This window comes from Parahoeflea alexandrii (assembly GCF_027214025.1).
Classification (GTDB): domain Bacteria; phylum Pseudomonadota; class Alphaproteobacteria; order Rhizobiales; family Rhizobiaceae; genus Hoeflea; species Hoeflea alexandrii_A.
The window spans coordinates 225,062-241,093 of sequence record NZ_JAPWHB010000001.1 but is presented as its reverse complement, the minus strand read 5'-3'; the positions used below and the strand labels follow the sequence as shown (position 1 = coordinate 241,093).

Below are 16,032 nucleotides of genomic sequence, written 5' to 3'. Positions count from 1 at the left end.
ATGACGCTGATCCAGGAAATTGACTACGGCACCCCGGCCTCGAAGGCTGAAAAGACTGTCCGGCTCGTCATCGACGGCAACACGATCGAAGTGCCCGAAGGCACCTCGGTGATGCGCGCCTCAATGGAGGCGGGGATCCAGGTGCCAAAACTCTGCGCCACCGACATGGTCGACGCCTTCGGTTCCTGCCGGCTCTGCCTGGTCGAGATCGAGGGCCGCAACGGCACCCCGGCTTCCTGCACCACGCCGGTGGCAGAGGGCATGGTGGTTCACACCCAGACCGGGCGGCTGAAGGACATCCGCCGCGGCGTGATGGAGCTTTACATCTCCGACCATCCGCTCGACTGCCTGACCTGTGCTGCCAATGGCGATTGCGAACTGCAGGACATGGCTGGCGCCGTGGGCCTGCGCGACGTGCGTTACGGCTATGACGGCGAAAACCACGTCAAGGCGCGGCAGAACGGCGAAGCCAATCCGCGCTACATGGCGAAGGACGAGTCCAACCCCTATTTCACCTATGATCCGGCCAAGTGCATTGTCTGCTCGCGCTGCGTGCGGGCCTGCGAGGAGGTGCAGGGCACATTCGCGCTGACGATCGAGGGAAGGGGCTTTGAAAGCCGCGTCTCGCCCGGCATGCACGAGAGCTTCATGAGTTCGGAATGCGTCTCCTGCGGCGCCTGCGTGCAGGCCTGCCCGACGGCGACGCTGCAGGAAAAATCCGTGATCGAGATCGGCCAGCCGGAGCATTCGGTGGTCACCACCTGCGCCTATTGCGGCGTCGGCTGCTCCTTCAAGGCGGAAATGCGCGGCGAGGAAGTCGTGCGCATGGTGCCGTGGAAGGACGGCAAGGCCAATCGTGGCCATTCCTGCGTCAAGGGCCGCTTCGCCTGGGGCTACGCCACCCACCAGGACCGCATCTTGAACCCGATGGTGCGCGAGAAGATCACCGATCCGTGGCGCGAAGTCACCTGGGAAGAGGCCTTCGCCCATGTCGCCAAGGAATTCCGCCGGCTGCAGTTCCAGTATGGCAAGGGCGCCATTGGCGGCATCACCTCGTCACGCTGCACCAATGAGGAAACCTTCCTGGTGCAGAAGCTGGTGCGTGCCGGCTTCGGCAACAACAATGTCGACACCTGCGCCCGCGTCTGCCATTCGCCGACCGGCTACGGTCTGGGCAAGGCCTTCGGCACCTCGGCCGGCACCCAGGATTTCGATTCCGTCGAGCACACCGACGTCGTCATCCTGATTGGCGCCAACCCCACCGACGGCCATCCGGTCTTTGCCTCACGGCTGAAGAAGCGGCTTAGGCAGGGCGCCAAGCTGATCGTCATCGATCCGCGCCGCATCGACCTGGTGCGCTCGGCCCACATCGAGGCAAGCCATCACCTGCCTTTGAAGCCCGGCACCAATGTCGCCGTGCTGACAGCACTTGCCCATGTGATCGTCACCGAAGGCCTGTTCGACGAGGCCTTCATCCGCGAGCGCTGCGACTGGTCGGAATTCGAGGACTGGGCTTCGTTCGTCGCCGAGCCAGCCCATTCGCCCGAAGCCACCGAAGTCTACACCGGCGTGCCGGCGGAAGAACTGCGTGGCGCGGCCCGGCTTTACGCCCGTGGCGGCAACGGCGCGATCTATTACGGCCTCGGCGTCACCGAGCACAGCCAGGGCTCGACCACGGTGATGGCGATCGCCAACCTGGCCATGGCCACCGGCAATATCGGCCGTCCCGGCGTCGGCGTGAACCCGCTCAGAGGCCAGAACAACGTCCAGGGCGCCTGCGACATGGGCTCGTTCCCGCACGAACTGCCCGGCTACCGGCATATTTCCGGTACCGAGGTGCGTGACGTGTTCGAGAAGCTGTGGGGCGTGGAGCTCAACCCCGAACCGGGCTTGCGGATCCCCAACATGCTCGATGCGGCCGTCGACGGCACCTTCCGCGGTATCTACATCCAGGGCGAGGACATCCTGCAGTCCGATCCCGACACCAAGCACGTCAAGGCGGGGCTGGAGGCGATGGAATGCGTTGTCGTCCACGACCTGTTCCTGAACGAGACCGCCAACTACGCCCATGTCTTCCTGCCCGGGTCGACCTTCCTCGAGAAGGACGGCACCTTCACCAATGCCGAGCGCCGCATCAACCGTGTGCGCAAGGTGATGACGCCGAAGAACGGGCTTGCCGACTGGGAAGTGACCTTGAAACTGGCGCAGGCCATGGGTCTCGGCTGGCACTACAATCATCCCTCTGAAATCATGGATGAAATTGCCGCCACCACGCCAAGCTTCCAGAACGTGAACTACCAGCTGCTGGAAGAGCGGGGCTCGGTGCAGTGGCCCTGCAACGAGGCCAAGCCCGACGGTACGCCGGTCATGCATCTCGACGGCTTCGTCCGCGGCAAGGGCAAGTTCATCCGCACCGAATATGTGGCCACCGACGAGCGGTCCGGCCCGCGCTTCCCGCTGCTGCTGACCACGGGCCGGATCCTCAGCCAGTACAATGTCGGCGCCCAGACCCGGCGCACCGACAATGTCGCCTGGCATGCCGAGGACCGTCTGGAGATCCATCCGCACGACGCCGAACAGCGCGGCATCCGCGAGGGCGATCTGGTCAAGCTGTCGAGCCGCTCGGGCGAAACCGCCCTGCGCGCCACCATCACCGAGCGGGTGGCGCCGGGCGTGGTCTACACCACGTTCCACCATCCGGGCACCCAGGCCAACGTGATCACCACCGATTTCACCGACTGGGCCACCAATTGCCCGGAATACAAGGTGACCGCGGTGCAGGTGTCGCCCTCCAACGGGCCGACGCCATGGCAGCAGGATTACGAGGCGCAAGCCTTGCAGTCCCGCCGGATCGTCACCGAGGAGGCGCTTGAGCCAGCCGAGTAGGCTGGCCCCAGCGCCGTCGGAGGAATCGCCATGGTCAAGCCCGGCTCCAGCACCAGCATCGCCACCCGCATCGCGGTCAGGGCAGGAGTTGTCACTCCGGGATCCCGGGCCTTGCCCGAGGAGGTGCCCGTGGCGCTCTCCTTTGGCGGCACCACGCAGGCGGTGATGATGGCGACGCCGGATGATCTTGAGGATTTCGGCATCGGCTTTGCGCTGTCGGAAGCCATCATCCGCGCGCCCGGGGATATCGTGTCGATGGACATCGTCGAGGCGGATCAGGGCTTTGACATCCAGATGCAGCTTGCCGAAGGGCTGCAGGCAGCGTTTTCCGCCCGCCGCCGCAAGATGGCCGGCCCCGTCGGCTGCGGCCTCTGCGGCATTGAATCCATCGAGGAAGCGCTGAGATCCCTGCCGGACCGCAAGGCGGTGGAAGTCGCCTTTCGCGGCGACGATATCCGCGAGGCCGTCCGGTCGCTGTCGATGCACCAGAAGCTTCGCGCCGAAACCGGCGCCGTGCACGCGGCAGGCTTCTATCATCCCGGCAAGGGCATGGTTTGCGTGCGCGAGGATGTCGGCCGCCACAACGCGCTCGACAAGCTGATCGGCGCCATCGCGCGGTCCGGCGCAAGCGTGTCCGACGGCGCGCTCGTGATCAGCAGCCGCGTTTCGGTCGACATGGTGCAGAAGGCGGTGATCGCCGGCACCGGACTGCTGATCGCGGTCTCCGCTCCGACCGCGCTTGCGGTCAGGACAGCCGAAGCCTCGGGCCTGACGCTTGTCGGCATTGCCCGTGGCGCGGATTTTGAAATCTTCACCCGGCCAGACCGGATCAGACAAGGAGTTGAAAGCGATGTCGCCTGACAAACTGCGCTACCAGGCCAACCAGATCGCCACCTTCTTCGCCTCGCAGCCGGAGAGCGAGCAGATCGAGGGCGTTGCCGATCACATCAACAAGTTCTGGGATCCGCGCATGCGTGCTAAGTTGTTCGAGATCACCGACGAGAGCACCGAGGGTTTCAAGCCGATGGTGGTGGCAGCACTCGGCGAGATCCGGCGGCCGGAGAAGGCGCCGGCGGCGGGCTGAACCCTTCGCCGCCTGTCACCTGAAAGCTGTCTTGCTGCCGGGGTTGCCCATCACAGCATCGTTGCACAGGGTGCAGAAGAGCCCATGCTCGATACCGGATCTCGGATCCGTGTTCTCCGAGACCTCGACGCAGTCCGGAAGCTGAAACCGTCGCAAAAGCGCGGCGGTGTCGAGGTCCGCGTCGAAATAGACCCATTCGCGGCAATTCCTGGACCATGGCTGGCCGCGGTATGTTTCCTTGATCCCGGCGGACAGAAGCGCCTGTTCCAATGGGTATAAGTGCCTGCAAATCAAGATTCTTGTCCCGAAAATGGATACCGCTGCGATTTCGTTCGACCGTGCGTCCAGCGCCCGTGATATTTGTTCCTATCAGCAATGGGCTCACGACCAAACAAGCAGGCGGGTGGTCACATGGAGTTGTTCTTTCAGTTGGTGATTGTGGCGATCGGCTACGCTGTCGGCGTGGTCCCGATCGTGCTCCTGAAATTTGCTGGCCTGGCGTTCACGTTCAACAGCGCGGCGATGCTGGTCTTGCTGCTTCCGGTCATGTCCGCCCTGATGACGGAGGGGCTGACCAGACTCTGGGACACCACCCCAGGCACGGTGGGACTGGGCGGGCTGGTTGCCTTCATGCCGATGCTGGTGGCGGGCTTGATAAGCGCGTTCGCGGCTGTCATCGCACAGAAATACCTCGCGCCGCTCAATCCGGACAGCGCCCGAAGCTCCGAAGGCCTGACCGGCTGGCTCGTGGTGGCCATCGCCTGCACCATCATGACGCTGGCCTTGTGGCGGTTCTGGCCAGAGCCAAGGGCCAGGCTGTGGTGATTAGCGGAGCGCAAACCGGCCCAACGGATTGATTTTATAAGCGATATTCACGGTGTTAACGGCTTGAGCAACCAGACCCGTTCGAGTGCTTCGAGGCCCTTGAATCCTCCCGCCACGCCATCCATCGCCACTGTCGAAAGCTCGTAGCTGGCGCCGTACCGCTGTTCCAGCTCGTCGCTTTGAATGGAAAAGGGTGGCCCAACGAGCATTGAAGTGTCGTATTCGAACGTAATGAGCAACTGTGGCGACCTGCCGGTGATTTCACCAATGTGAGGCGCGTATGCCGCTCGCATATGTTCAGGCAGTGCAACGAAGGCTGCCCGGTCGTAGACGCCATCGACGGGGCCGAGCATGGCTCTGGTAAGCGCAAAGACGTCGCCGACGAAGATGTCGATGTCAGGGGCGCTGTAGCGCTTGAGTTCCCCGAGATCCGAGATTGCCGGCTCCACCTCAAGCTCTTCAAACAACTGCATGATCGCCGTCTCGCTGAGTTCCGCGCCGGCCACCCGGTAGCCCTGTGACAGCAGCCAGGCGATGTCGCGCGTCTTTCCGCACAACGGAAGGAAGATCCGTGACCGCTCCGTCAGTCCGAGCGCGTGAAAATGCGCCACCAGCAGATTGTTCGGCTCCTCCTGGTGAAAGCCGATGCGGCCGCTTTCCCAGCGGTCATGCCAGAAGCTGTGTTCCATGTGTGTCCTCTCAGAAAAACAGCCGCCACAATACCGGCAGCAGGATCGCCGTCGCAAGCGCGTTGAGCCCCATGGCGAGGCCCGAGAAGGCGCCGGCCAGTTCGTTGACTTGCAGCGCTCGCGCCGTGCCGATCCCGTGGCTGGCCGTGCCGAGCGCCAGCCCGCGGGCGCGCCAGTCCCTGATCCGCAACAGATTGAGCACCATCGGCCCGATCACCGCGCCGAGGATGCCGGTCAGGATCACCAGCACCGCGGTCAGTGACGGCAAGCCGCCCAGTTGCTCGGTAATCCCCATGGCGACGGGCGCTGTCACCGATTTCGGTGCCAGCGACAGCAACGTCTCGCGGCTGGCGCCGAGCAGCCAGCCGAGGCCAACGGCTGTGCCGATCGCCGTCAGCGAGCCCGAGATGAGGCTTACGACCAGCGCCAGGGCAGAGCGCCGCACCCTCTCGAATTGCCTGTAGAGCGGGATCGCCAGCGCCACCGTTGCCGGTCCGAGCAGGAAGTGCACGAACTGCGCGCCTTCGAAATAGGCCGGGTAGGGGGTCTCAGTCAGTGTCAGAATGGCGACCAGCAGGATCACCGCCGTCATCACCGGATTGAGAAACGGCTTGTACCCGGAGCGCTGGTAGATCCAGCTACCGGCCTGAAAGGCGGCCAGCGTCAGCGTCAGGAACAAAAGCGGGCTGGCACTGAGATAGACCCAGACTTCGGCAAAATCACTCATCGGCTTTCACAGCCTCCGCGCTCAGGCTGCCGCGCGCCAGCCGGCTCATCAGCAGCGCGGTGACCGCGATTGTTGCCACGGTCGAACCGATCAGCGCCACGGTGATCGGCAGCAGATCCTGCCCGATGAGCCCCAGATGCGCCATCACCCCGACGCCGGCGGGCACGAACAGCAGCGAGAGGTTTTTGAGCAGCGCGTCACCCACGGCGCCAACCGTCTCGGGCACCGAGCCTCGGAGGACCAGCAACGCAAACAACAGCGCCATACCGGCCACGGGACCGGGAAGCGGCAGGCCGAAGAAACGGGTGACGAGTTCGCCGATCAACTGGCAGGTCAGGATGAGCGTCAGGGCTGACAACATGGGCGGACACCTGTGGGGCGAGGGGGGCTCGAACACGGATACTGCCAGATTCCCAGGCCGCGCCCCAACCGTTTTATGCGAGCGCGCCAACCCCGGCCGCCAGCACGGCGTAGCGGCCGATCTTGCCGATCGAGACCAGGAGGAGGAACCGCCACAGCGGCTCGCGCATGATGCCCGCCACCAGCGTCAGCGGATCGCCGATGATTGGTACCCAGGCGAGAAGCAGAGACCAGTAGCCGAAGCGTTGATACTGCGCCTGGGCACGCTCAAGCTGGCGGGCGCTGGCCGGAAACCACCTGCGGTCGCGAAACCGCTCGACGCCGCGACCGATCAGCCAGTTGATCACCGAACCGAGGATGTTGCCAAGGCTGGCGACCGCCACCAGCGCCGCCACCGGCTGGCCGCCGGCCAGCATCAGCCCGGTGAGCACGCTTTCCGACTGCGCCGGAACAAGCGTCGCGGCCAGCAGGGCGGCAAGAAAAAGGCTGCCATAGGCGGCGAGATCGGTCATGCGGAAGCGGGCCTTTGGCAAGCGGGTCCAACTGTCATCCAGATCCTGCCTATAGAAACCGCGGCCTCCCGGCCAGTGCCGGCTCTTCGGGATCGGGGCTGATTTCGGCGAAACTGGAGAATGGGAAATGATTTCAGTGGTTTGCGCAGGCGGGGCGCAATGTGTAACTAATATAGCATGCTATGTAATATTGCATAGCATGCTATATTGTGCTAGCAGGGGCCATGGAATTCGACAGGAATCGGTCGGCGGGCATTCTGGCCAGCGAGATTGCCCGGCTTTATGCGGCGGCCCTTCAGGGCGCGCTGCATCCGCTGGGGCTGTCGCGTGCGCAGTATCTCGCCTTGAGCGAACTGTGGCTCGAGGATGGATTGACCCAACGCCTGCTGGCCGAACGGGTCGGCGTCGAGCAGGCGACCATGGCCAACACGCTTGTCCGCATGGAGCGCGACGGCCTGATCGAGAGAAAACCCAATCCCGATGACGGGCGCTCGCAACAGATCTGGCTGACGCAGGCTGCGCACCGGCTGCAGGCGCCGGCGACGAACGCTGCCGCAAAAGCCAATGAACTGGTTGCAGAAGGGCTTCCCGTCGCAGAGCGAGAACTGTTCTTCAGCATGCTGGCGCGCGTCATCGCGAATTTGCGGACTATCCGGTCCAGCTGACCTGGTGGGCTTGCGCCTGAGACGCGGACGGTCGCAGCCGGCTGAAAACCGTGCGCATGGGTGGACTGCAAGAACAAGGGGTTTCCCGTCCGCGATAAACCGGATAGGCAGGCCAACAGGCGCTTCGCCGCACGATCTTTCACTCAAGCCATCCGGGATCAGCCGACATGGACAATATGCGCGGCATCATGCTGATGGTGTTGGGGATGGCGGGGTTTGCCGCCGAGGACATGTTCATCAAGCTCGCGGCCGGCCAGCTTCCCGTGGGTGAAATCCTGCTGGTGCTCGGCCTTGTCGGCGCCCTGATCTTCGCGACCTATGCCCGTCTGAACGGCACCAGCGTGATTTCAAAAGGCTTCTTTCATCCCGCCGTGGCGCTGCGAAACCTTTGCGAGATGCTGGGCGGCCTGTGCTTTGTGATGGCGCTGAGCCTGATCCCGCTGGCGACCGCCACCACGATCCTGCAGGCAACGCCGCTGCTGGTGACCATGGGGGCGGCGCTGGTGCTCGGCGAAAAGGTCGGATGGCGCCGCTGGACCGCCATTCTGGTTGGTTTTGGCGGCGTGCTGCTGGTCATTCGCCCGGGCCTTGAAGGCTTCGAGCCCGAAGTGCTGTGGGCCGTCGCCGGTGTGCTTGGCCTCGGCATCCGCGATCTCGCCAGCCGCAAGGTGCCGAAGACCATTTCCTCGTTGCAATTGTCGGCCTGGGGCTTCTTCGCGGTCGGCGTGTCGGGCGCCGTGCTGATGGCGGTCACCGGCGAGGCGGTGATGCCGGGCGCCACCGAGACCATGTATCTGGGCGGCGCATTGTCCGTCGGGGTTCTCGCCTACTGGGCGCTGACCGAAGCCACCCGCATCGGCGAGATTTCGGTTGTGACGCCGTTCCGCTATGTGCGGCTGGTGTTCTCGACCATCGTCGGCATCCTGGTGTTCTCGGAATTCCCCGACGTCTACACGCTGGCCGGCGCCGCGATCATCATCGCCACCGGGCTTTACACGATCATGCGCGAACGCAGCCGCCGTCGCCAGGAAGCCGCACTTGCACGGGCCGCCGCCTCAATCGAAGCCACCCCATGAAGGGGAGGGCTTCGGTATCGGCCCTTCAGCTTTACACCCCGTAACGGGCTTCCAGATGCGCGATGAAATAGGCCGGGTTGAGCGCCTCGCCGGTTGCCTGTCGCAGGATGTCGGGCGTTGAGGCCGTCGATGCCTTTGACCAGATATTGTCGCGCCGCCATTCATTGACCTGGCTGAAATCGCCCGTCGCGATTTGGCTGTCGACATCGGGATTGATCCTGAGGATTGCCGCCCATTGCTGCGCCGCCATCAGCGCGCCGAGCGTGTAGGACGGGAAATAGCCGAACGAGCCTGACGGCCAGTGCACGTCCTGCATCGGCCCGTTCTTCGGATCGTTGAGCGTCGAGATGCCGAGCGAGTCCTGCATCCCGGCGTCCCAGGCTTCCGGGAGGTCCTTGACCTCAAGCCGGCCGGCAAGCAGGTCCTGTTCGAGCTCGTAGCGCAGGATCACATGCAGCGGGTAGGTGACCTCGTCGGCATCGACCCGGATCTTGCCGCGCTTGATCAGGTGCACATGCGGCAGCAGGTCTTCCATCGTCCAGTTCTCCTGAAGATGGGTGTCGACGAGCGGCAGGGCGAAGCGCCAGAAGGCGGGGTTGCGGCCGATTTGCTTTTCGACGAACAGGCTCTGGCTTTCGTGGATCGACATGCCGCGCGCCTTGCCTGACGGCCAGTGAGCCCAGTCCTTGGGCAGGTTCTGCTCGTAAAGCCCGTGCCCGGTCTCGTGCAGGATTCCCATCAGCGCCGGCAGGAATTCGTCGGTGCGGTAGCGCGTCGTCATCCGCACGTCGCTCGGCACGCCGCCGCAGAACGGATGGTCGGAGACCGACAGACTGCCATGGTTCATGTCGAAGCCGACGGCCTTCATCATCTCGATGCCGAGCGCCTTCTGCCGCTCCACCGGGTAGTCGCCGGAGAGCGCCTTGAGCGGCCGTTTCGCCAGCCGCTCTTCCTGTGCGGCGAGGGCTGCGGGCAGGAAATCGACCAGAAAGGTTTTCAGCTCAGTGAAGACCGGCGTGATCTGGGCGGTGCGGTTGCCCGGATCGAACTGCTCCATCAGCGCGTCATAGGGCGCGAGCCCCAGTACCTCGGCGCGCATCGCGGCTTCCTCGCGCATCATCGACACCACGCCTTCAAGCGCCGGCTGGAACGCCTGCCAGTCGCCGTTTGGCCGGGCAGCGCGCCACAATTGCTCCGACCGCATGCCGGTGCGCATTTTCCGCTCGACGAAGTCCGAGGGCAGGCAGGTCATGTTGATGTAGCTGCGCTCGAGTTCATTGAGTGCGATTTTCTGTTCCGGTTCAAGAGCTTCGGATTTCGCAGCCTCGATCCAGTCGCGCACCTGGGCGTCGGTCGCCTGGCGATGATACATGCCCGACAGCGTTGCCATGGCTTCGGCGCGGCTCTCGCCACCGCCCGGCGCCATGTTGGTCGCTTCGTCGGTGCCGAGAATGGCGAGCGCATGCTCCAGCGCGCCCAGAGCGCGGCAATGGGCATCGAGCTTGGCGTAGGACATGAGATCACTCCGGTTTTGGCGAACCCGCATGGGATAGGCCAAGCTCCCCAAACCCGCAAGGGCAAAGCGCAAGGCCGCATCACCCGGCCCGGGCCGCGGCCAATTCGGCCGACGCCATGGCAGCGGTAAAACTCCGTTCCTGCCATCTATCTGTTGGATACAAAATGTATAATTCCGTGGAGTCGACAGGTTCGAGCAAGGCTGTGCGGCGATTGTCAGAATCATTTGTTAGGAGACAAGCATGAATATCGAAGGCGTCAGCCATTCGAATATTCGAACAGTCAGCCGAACGGGATCCGTCAAGGATTCCGCGCCGACCATTCATGCTTATGCCATACAATCCTATCAGGATCTGGGTCCGGTCGGCGGTCTCGAGGCTACCGGAACCTATGATCCTTACGGCAAGATAACGCCGACCGCGGCCACATTCATCGTGGCGGCAGCCAATGGCTACGAGATCTACATGCCCGTGCGCCCCGGCTATTCCTCCACCAATCTCGCCATCGCAGTCACCGACCCATCGGCAGAGCCGTTCTCTGCCGGAAAAACCAAGTCCGAAATCGTCGAGGCAGCCCGCAAGGCCGTGGATACAAGAATCGCATCAATGGCTGAAAGCGGCCGGCCGTTCCGTCCGAAATCCAACGAGGCTGTCGATTGGTATTCGGCGTTCGGCGATCTTGACCGGCGCGCGCTGAGCGCCATCCGGACAGATGAGTCCGGTTTCTTTTCGAGCGCAGAAAAGGAAATTGCGAAGTCGATCTTGACCCAGCAGCAGTCGCTAGCCATGGGCATGTATCACGGTCCTACGCGGCTTGCCGGAACCTATGCCGACATGGAGGACATCGATCCGTCGGACCTCATGGCAGTGGGGAAGGCGGGTGCGCTCTGGCTTGACCGGGTCAGCCAGGAAGAAAAGACCACGTCATCCGACTGGATGGAGCAGCGTGCCGCCGCCCAGTATCTTTACGAGAACGCCGCCCAGCAGACGGGCGCCAAGCCCGAGGACCTGTCTTCGGGTTTCGATTTCGTCGACATGCTGATCCAGGCTTATCTGGAGCTCGAGCAACTCGGCGAAGGCCATGAGCTGAATTATCTGCCGGCCTACCAGAAGGCATGGCAGGCCTTTGTCGATCAGGTGCCCAATGAACAGACCGCGTCGAGGACGCTGTTTTTCTGACCCGCGCACATCGCCCGGATTGCCCGCATACAAAGATCGCATAAGATGGATTATGGAACTATTGGCCGTGGAGCCCATGGAATGGCCGGGCTTGGTTAGATCAGGAGAATCAAACCTCTGCCGGCGTTTGTTGCAGTTTCCTTGAAACTCGGGATCAACGAATCCGAACCATGAACGCGTCTTGAAAGTGCAACCGCTCGCAGAATCTGATCTAGTCGTTTCGGGTTGGAGGCCACAGGGATTGCGGCGCGGAGTTTGCGAGGACGGCATGCTTGAAGGTTTGCGGATCATTGAAATCGAAGGCCTGGGACCGGCGCCGTTCGCGGCGATGATGCTGGCGGATCTTGGCGCTGATGTCATCGTGGTTCACCGCAAGAACGGCCGACCGGCGCCCGGCATGCCGGAACGATCGCTGATCGACCGTGGCAAGCGCTCGATCGAACTCGATCTCAAGTCGGCCGATGACATAGCTGTCTTGAAATCGCTTGTCGGCCGGTCCGAGGCGCTGATCGAGGGCTTTCGGCCCGGCGTGATGGAACGGCTCGGGCTCGGGCCAGACGATCTCTCCAAGGTCAATCCGGATCTCGTCTATGGCCGCATGACCGGCTGGGGCCAGACCGGGCCGCGGGCGCAGACGGCCGGCCACGATCTCAATTACGTCTCGTTGTCCGGCGCTGCCTGGTATGCCAGCAACCACGGTGAACCGCCGTTCACGCCGCCGACTCTGGTCGGCGATATCGGCGGCGGCGCGCTCTATCTGGTCACCGGTATCCTGGCTGGCGTCATGGCGGCACGTGCCGGTCGCGGCGGCACGGTGGTCGACGCAGCAATCGTCGACGGGTCCGCACACATGATGAACCTCTTGATGGCGCTCGCGCAGACCGGCGGCCTGTCGATGGCGCGCGGCCGGAGCCTTCTGGATGGGCCGCACTGGAGCCGCTGCTACGCCTGCGCTGATGGCGGCTATATCTCGGTGCAATGCCTGGAACCCAAGTTCTATGCCGAATTTCTCGCCCGTCTCGGTCTTGCGGAAGATGCTGATTTCAAGCCGCAATTTGATGCCGCTCAATGGCCCAGGCAGACGGCGCTGATGGCCGGTATCTTCGCCAGGCATCCGCGGGCGCACTGGGACAAGGTGTTTATGGGGTCGGATGCCTGCGTGGCCCCTGCCCTTGATCCCCAGGAATCCATGTCCGAACCGCATATGGCGGCGCGCGGTGTCTGGCAGACCATCGACAGTGTGTTGCAGGCCGCCGCCGCACCGCGGTTTTCGACCGAACCGCCATCGCGACCGCACGACATCCCGGTGCGCGGGCAGCACTCGCAATCGATTCTGGACTGGCTGAAAACGACTTAAAGCTCCCTCATCTCTGGCTGATCGTCAAACCCAATCGAACGTGGTCGGGCGATCCCCCGCGCCGGAACAGCCGCGGTCCGTCCGGGCCTCCGCGCCGTTCAAGCGAGTGCTTGCTTGACATGCAGGTAAATGCCTGCATATTGGCAGGCAATGACAGGTAAACCGATGGACGCTGACAAGGTCTTCAAGGCGCTGGGCGACCCGACCCGCAGAACCTTGCTCGATCTTCTGTGCGAGAAGAACGGGCAGACCTTGGGCGAGCTTTGCGACCATCTGGACATGACACGCCAATCGGCCACGCAGCACATCGGCCTGCTGGAAGCCGCCAACCTGGTGACGACGGTCAGGCGTGGTCGCGAGAAGCTGCACTTCATCAACCCGGTGCCGCTTCACGAGGTCTACGAACGGTGGGTGAGAAAGTTCGAACGTCAGCGGCTCAGCCTACTGCACGATCTCAAGAAGGAACTCGAAGGAGAATGACGATGTCCAAAGAGAAGATCAGTTTTATCTACGCCACCTACATACTTTCGACCCCGGAAAAGGTGTTCGAAGCCATTACCAGGCCCGATATCTCCAGGCGTTACTGGGGACATGAGAATGTCTCCGACTGGAAACCCGGTTCAAGTTGGGAACATGTCCGCGCCAATGACGAGCGAACGGTCGAACTTGTCGGCAAGGTGGTCGAAAGCACCCCGCCCACCCGTCTTGTCATCACCTGGGCCAATGCCTCGCAGGCTTCCGATCCGGACAGCTACAGCCGCGTCACCTTCGAGATCGTCGAATACGACAACATGGTTCGGCTGACTGTCACCCACGAGGAACTCGAAGCCGGCAGCGGAATGGCCACCGGCGTCACCAAGGGCTGGCCGGCAGTACTGTCGAGCCTGAAATCCTACCTTGAAACGGGCAGCGGCATCGACGTTTTCGCCAAGCCGAAGTCTGCCTGATCTTTGGCGGACACCGCCGTCATGCCCGGGAAACGAACGACGCTTTCCTGCCGCAATTTCGATCGCATGCCGGTCGGCCGGTCTGACTTGCTTCAGGCCGGCGCCCGGACATTGATGAACTCGGCCGCGATCGCCGTCGCCAATGCCTTTGGGTCGACGCTGAACACGCTGTCCGGGCGGCCGGCCGCGGCCCAGACCAGGTCATGATCAAGCAGCGTCCGGTCCATGTAGATCCTGATTGGGTTCAGATGTCCGATCGGCGCCACGCCACCGATGGCAAAGCCGGTTTCGTCACGTACACGACGGACATCGCAGCGCGCAAACGAGAGACCGTAATGCGTTGAAATATAATCCATATCGGCGTTGTGAAGACCAGATACCAGCATCAGGTCGAGCTTCTTCGTGGCTGTGTTCTCAAACACCAGCGACTTGACGATCTGGCTGACATCGCAACCGGCTGCGTCGGCGGCTTCCTCGGCCGTGCGGGTCGACTGCGCCATTTTCAGGATGCGGATCTCAAGCCCTGCTTCAGCCGCCGCACGCGCCACGCGCGCCATGCTCGAGCCTTCGGCGATCAGGTCCGGTGTCATTTCAATCGCGGTTTCGCTCATGCTCACAACTCGATGTCGATGGTCAATCCGTCATATCCGGGCTCGACGTGGTCCGGTGTCTCATGAAGCACGGTCTCGTAGTCGAGCGGTACATGCATGTGGGTCAGGATGGCGCGCTTCGGATTGATCTTCTCGATCCACCACAGCGCCTGGTCGATGGAAAGGTGGCTCGGGTGCGGCTTGTACTGCAGCGAGTCGATGATCAGCACCTCGAGGTCCTGAAGCTTCTCCACAGTGGCGCGCGGAAAATCGCTGACATCGCAGCAATAGGCGAGACCGCCGATGCGAAATCCCAGCGACCGGATCGAACCATGCACCTGGTCGAGCGGCTGTATCTGTATCGTTCCGCCCTCGCCTGTGATGCTGATCGGTTCGTCCAGCGAGTTGATCAGCACCGGCTGGGTGATCGGCGGGTATTCGCTGCCCGACGGCGTTTCCAGGCAATAGCCGAAGCCGGCGCGGATGCGGGCCATGGTTTCGGGATCGGCGTGAATCGGGATGCGCTTGCGCTGGGTGAGCGCAAAGCCGCGCAGATCGTCGATCCCATGCACATGATCGGCGTGCGAATGGGTGTAGAGCACCGCATCGATCCTGATCACCTTGTTGGCGATCATCTGTTCACGAAAATCCGGTCCGGTATCGACCACGATCGTCGTTTCGCCGCCATCGGCGCCGAACTGCCGGATCAGGAACGCCGCGCGGGTCCGCCGGTTTTTCGGATTTTCCGGATCGCAGGCGCCCCAGTCGCCATTGACCCGCGGCACACCAGGCGAGGACGCGCAGCCAAGAACCGTGAACTGGCGACGGACCGGCGCCGTCACAGTCGCGGCATCTTCGAAAAGCAGCGGAACGCGTTCTCGGTCGTGATCCGGGCAATCTCCTCGTAGGAGACGCCCTTGACCTCGGCCAGGACTTCCGCGGTGTTGACGACGTAGGACGGTTCGTTGCGCTTGCCGCGCCAGCGCTTGGGCGCGAGATACGGTGCATCTGTTTCCACCAGCAGCCGGTCCATCGGCACGGTTGCGGCGATCTCGCGCAGTTCGGTCGATTTCGGGAAGGTCAGGATCCCCGAAAAGGAGACGTATCCGCCCAGAGCCACGCCGGTGTCGGCCAGCCCCTGTCCGGAGGAGAAGCAGTGCAGGATGAAGGGGAAGGCCCCCTTCCCTGTTTCCTCGGTCAGCATCGCCGCCATGTCGTCGTCGGCGCTGCGGCTGTGGATGACCAGCGGCAGCTGTGTGTGCCGCGCGGCCTCGATGTGGCGCCTCAGACCGGTCTTCTGGTCCTCGGGCTTCTGCGTGTCGTAGAAATAGTCAAGCCCGGCTTCACCGATCGCAACCACCTTGGCATTGGCCTGGGCAAGCCGCACCAGCTCATCCGCCGTCACGTCCAGCTCTTCATCGGCATTGTTGGGGTGTGTGCCGACCGAACAGAAGACGCTTGGATAGCGCTCGGTCAGTTCGAGCAGCCTGTCGAGTTTCCTGACCCGTGTCGAGATCGTCACCATCTGCATGACGCCCGATGCGTGGGCGCGGGCGACAAGCTCATCGCGTTCCGCGTCGAAATCGACGAAATCGAGATGGCAGTGGGTGTCAACCAGCAT

At 63.0% G+C, this 16,032-nt stretch carries 19 protein-coding genes; 10 read left to right on the top strand and 9 right to left on the bottom strand.

Features of this window, described 5'->3' with window-relative positions; genetic code table 11:
• The 3 genes from fdhF to O4H62_RS01175 are packed head-to-tail and all read left to right on the top strand — an operon-like array spanning position 1 to position 3,970.
• Positions 1–2,886 (top strand): formate dehydrogenase subunit alpha, encoded by a 2,886-nt coding sequence (fdhF, locus tag O4H62_RS01185; protein WP_269385323.1) that lies wholly within the window; start codon positions 1–3, stop codon positions 2,884–2,886.
• A 30-nt stretch (positions 2,887–2,916) separates the two neighbouring features.
• Positions 2,917–3,747: a formate dehydrogenase accessory sulfurtransferase FdhD gene (gene fdhD, locus O4H62_RS01180; protein WP_269385322.1), complete on the top strand. Its 831-nt coding sequence runs from the start codon at positions 2,917–2,919 to the stop codon at positions 3,745–3,747.
• Positions 3,737–3,970, top strand: a complete 234-nt coding sequence (locus O4H62_RS01175; RefSeq protein ID WP_269385321.1) for a formate dehydrogenase subunit delta — start codon at positions 3,737–3,739, stop codon at positions 3,968–3,970. Before fdhD ends, O4H62_RS01175 begins: the two co-directional genes overlap by 11 nt.
• Positions 3,971–3,985: 15 nt before the next feature.
• On the opposite strand, the gene O4H62_RS01170 is transcribed toward O4H62_RS01175, so the two are convergent.
• Positions 3,986–4,240, bottom strand: a complete 255-nt coding sequence (locus O4H62_RS01170) for a hypothetical protein (protein ID WP_269385320.1) — start codon at positions 4,238–4,240, stop codon at positions 3,986–3,988.
• Between the two features lie 141 nt (positions 4,241–4,381).
• Here O4H62_RS01170 and O4H62_RS01165 point away from each other — a divergent pair, with 141 nt between their 5' ends.
• A complete protein-coding gene (locus O4H62_RS01165; protein WP_269385319.1) occupies positions 4,382–4,795 on the top strand; it encodes a hypothetical protein in 414 nt (137 codons plus the stop codon).
• A gap of 47 nt (positions 4,796–4,842) precedes the next feature.
• On the opposite strand, the gene tmpT is transcribed toward O4H62_RS01165, so the two are convergent.
• The 4 genes from tmpT to O4H62_RS01145 form a co-directional block, all read right to left on the bottom strand.
• Positions 4,843–5,484, bottom strand: coding sequence for a thiopurine S-methyltransferase (tmpT, locus tag O4H62_RS01160; RefSeq protein WP_269385318.1), 642 nt, complete (start codon positions 5,482–5,484; stop codon positions 4,843–4,845).
• A gap of 10 nt (positions 5,485–5,494) precedes the next feature.
• Entirely contained in the window at positions 5,495–6,211 is a 717-nt protein-coding gene (locus O4H62_RS01155) for an LrgB family protein (protein ID WP_269385317.1), read from the bottom strand.
• Positions 6,204–6,572: a CidA/LrgA family protein gene (locus O4H62_RS01150; protein ID WP_269385316.1), complete on the bottom strand. Its 369-nt coding sequence runs from the start codon at positions 6,570–6,572 to the stop codon at positions 6,204–6,206. Before O4H62_RS01150 ends, O4H62_RS01155 begins: the two co-directional genes overlap by 8 nt.
• A gap of 73 nt (positions 6,573–6,645) precedes the next feature.
• Entirely contained in the window at positions 6,646–7,083 is a 438-nt protein-coding gene (locus O4H62_RS01145; protein ID WP_269385315.1) for a YqaA family protein, read from the bottom strand.
• 224 nt (positions 7,084–7,307) lie between these two features.
• Here O4H62_RS01145 and O4H62_RS01140 point away from each other — a divergent pair, with 224 nt between their 5' ends.
• Together O4H62_RS01140 and O4H62_RS01135 are read left to right on the top strand one after the other, a co-directional pair.
• On the top strand, positions 7,308–7,748 hold the full coding sequence (locus O4H62_RS01140; RefSeq protein ID WP_269385314.1) for a MarR family winged helix-turn-helix transcriptional regulator: 441 nt from the start codon (positions 7,308–7,310) through the stop codon (positions 7,746–7,748).
• A gap of 167 nt (positions 7,749–7,915) precedes the next feature.
• Positions 7,916–8,824, top strand: coding sequence for a DMT family transporter (locus tag O4H62_RS01135; protein WP_269385313.1), 909 nt, complete (start codon positions 7,916–7,918; stop codon positions 8,822–8,824).
• Between the two features lie 31 nt (positions 8,825–8,855).
• Here O4H62_RS01135 and O4H62_RS01130 read toward each other — a convergent pair whose 3' ends face one another.
• Positions 8,856–10,340, bottom strand: coding sequence for a carboxypeptidase M32 (locus O4H62_RS01130; protein ID WP_269385312.1), 1,485 nt, complete (start codon positions 10,338–10,340; stop codon positions 8,856–8,858).
• Between the two features lie 241 nt (positions 10,341–10,581).
• Between O4H62_RS01130 and O4H62_RS01125 the strand changes: the two genes are divergently transcribed.
• From O4H62_RS01125 to O4H62_RS01110, 4 genes are all read left to right on the top strand, one after another.
• On the top strand, positions 10,582–11,517 hold the full coding sequence (locus O4H62_RS01125; RefSeq protein ID WP_269385311.1) for a hypothetical protein: 936 nt from the start codon (positions 10,582–10,584) through the stop codon (positions 11,515–11,517).
• Positions 11,518–11,785: 268 nt separating this feature from the next.
• The gene (locus tag O4H62_RS01120; RefSeq protein WP_269385310.1) at positions 11,786–12,874 is read left to right on the top strand and encodes a CaiB/BaiF CoA transferase family protein; all 1,089 of its coding nucleotides are present in this window, start codon (positions 11,786–11,788) and stop codon (positions 12,872–12,874) included.
• A gap of 165 nt (positions 12,875–13,039) precedes the next feature.
• Positions 13,040–13,354, top strand: coding sequence for an ArsR/SmtB family transcription factor (locus O4H62_RS01115; protein ID WP_269385309.1), 315 nt, complete (start codon positions 13,040–13,042; stop codon positions 13,352–13,354).
• Positions 13,355–13,356: 2 nt separating this feature from the next.
• Positions 13,357–13,821, top strand: a complete 465-nt coding sequence (locus O4H62_RS01110) for an SRPBCC family protein (RefSeq protein ID WP_269385307.1) — start codon at positions 13,357–13,359, stop codon at positions 13,819–13,821.
• Positions 13,822–13,913: 92 nt separating this feature from the next.
• On the opposite strand, the gene O4H62_RS01105 is transcribed toward O4H62_RS01110, so the two are convergent.
• From O4H62_RS01105 to O4H62_RS01095, 3 genes are read right to left on the bottom strand one after another with little or no spacing between them, the layout of a single operon-like run.
• The gene (locus O4H62_RS01105; RefSeq protein WP_269385305.1) at positions 13,914–14,432 is read right to left on the bottom strand and encodes a YbaK/EbsC family protein; all 519 of its coding nucleotides are present in this window, start codon (positions 14,430–14,432) and stop codon (positions 13,914–13,916) included.
• Positions 14,433–14,434: 2 nt separating this feature from the next.
• Positions 14,435–15,253, bottom strand: a complete 819-nt coding sequence (locus O4H62_RS01100) for an MBL fold metallo-hydrolase (RefSeq protein ID WP_269385303.1) — start codon at positions 15,251–15,253, stop codon at positions 14,435–14,437.
• Positions 15,250–16,032, bottom strand: a complete 783-nt coding sequence (locus O4H62_RS01095; protein ID WP_269385301.1) for a TatD family hydrolase — start codon at positions 16,030–16,032, stop codon at positions 15,250–15,252. The genes O4H62_RS01100 and O4H62_RS01095 overlap by 4 nt, the downstream gene beginning before the upstream one ends.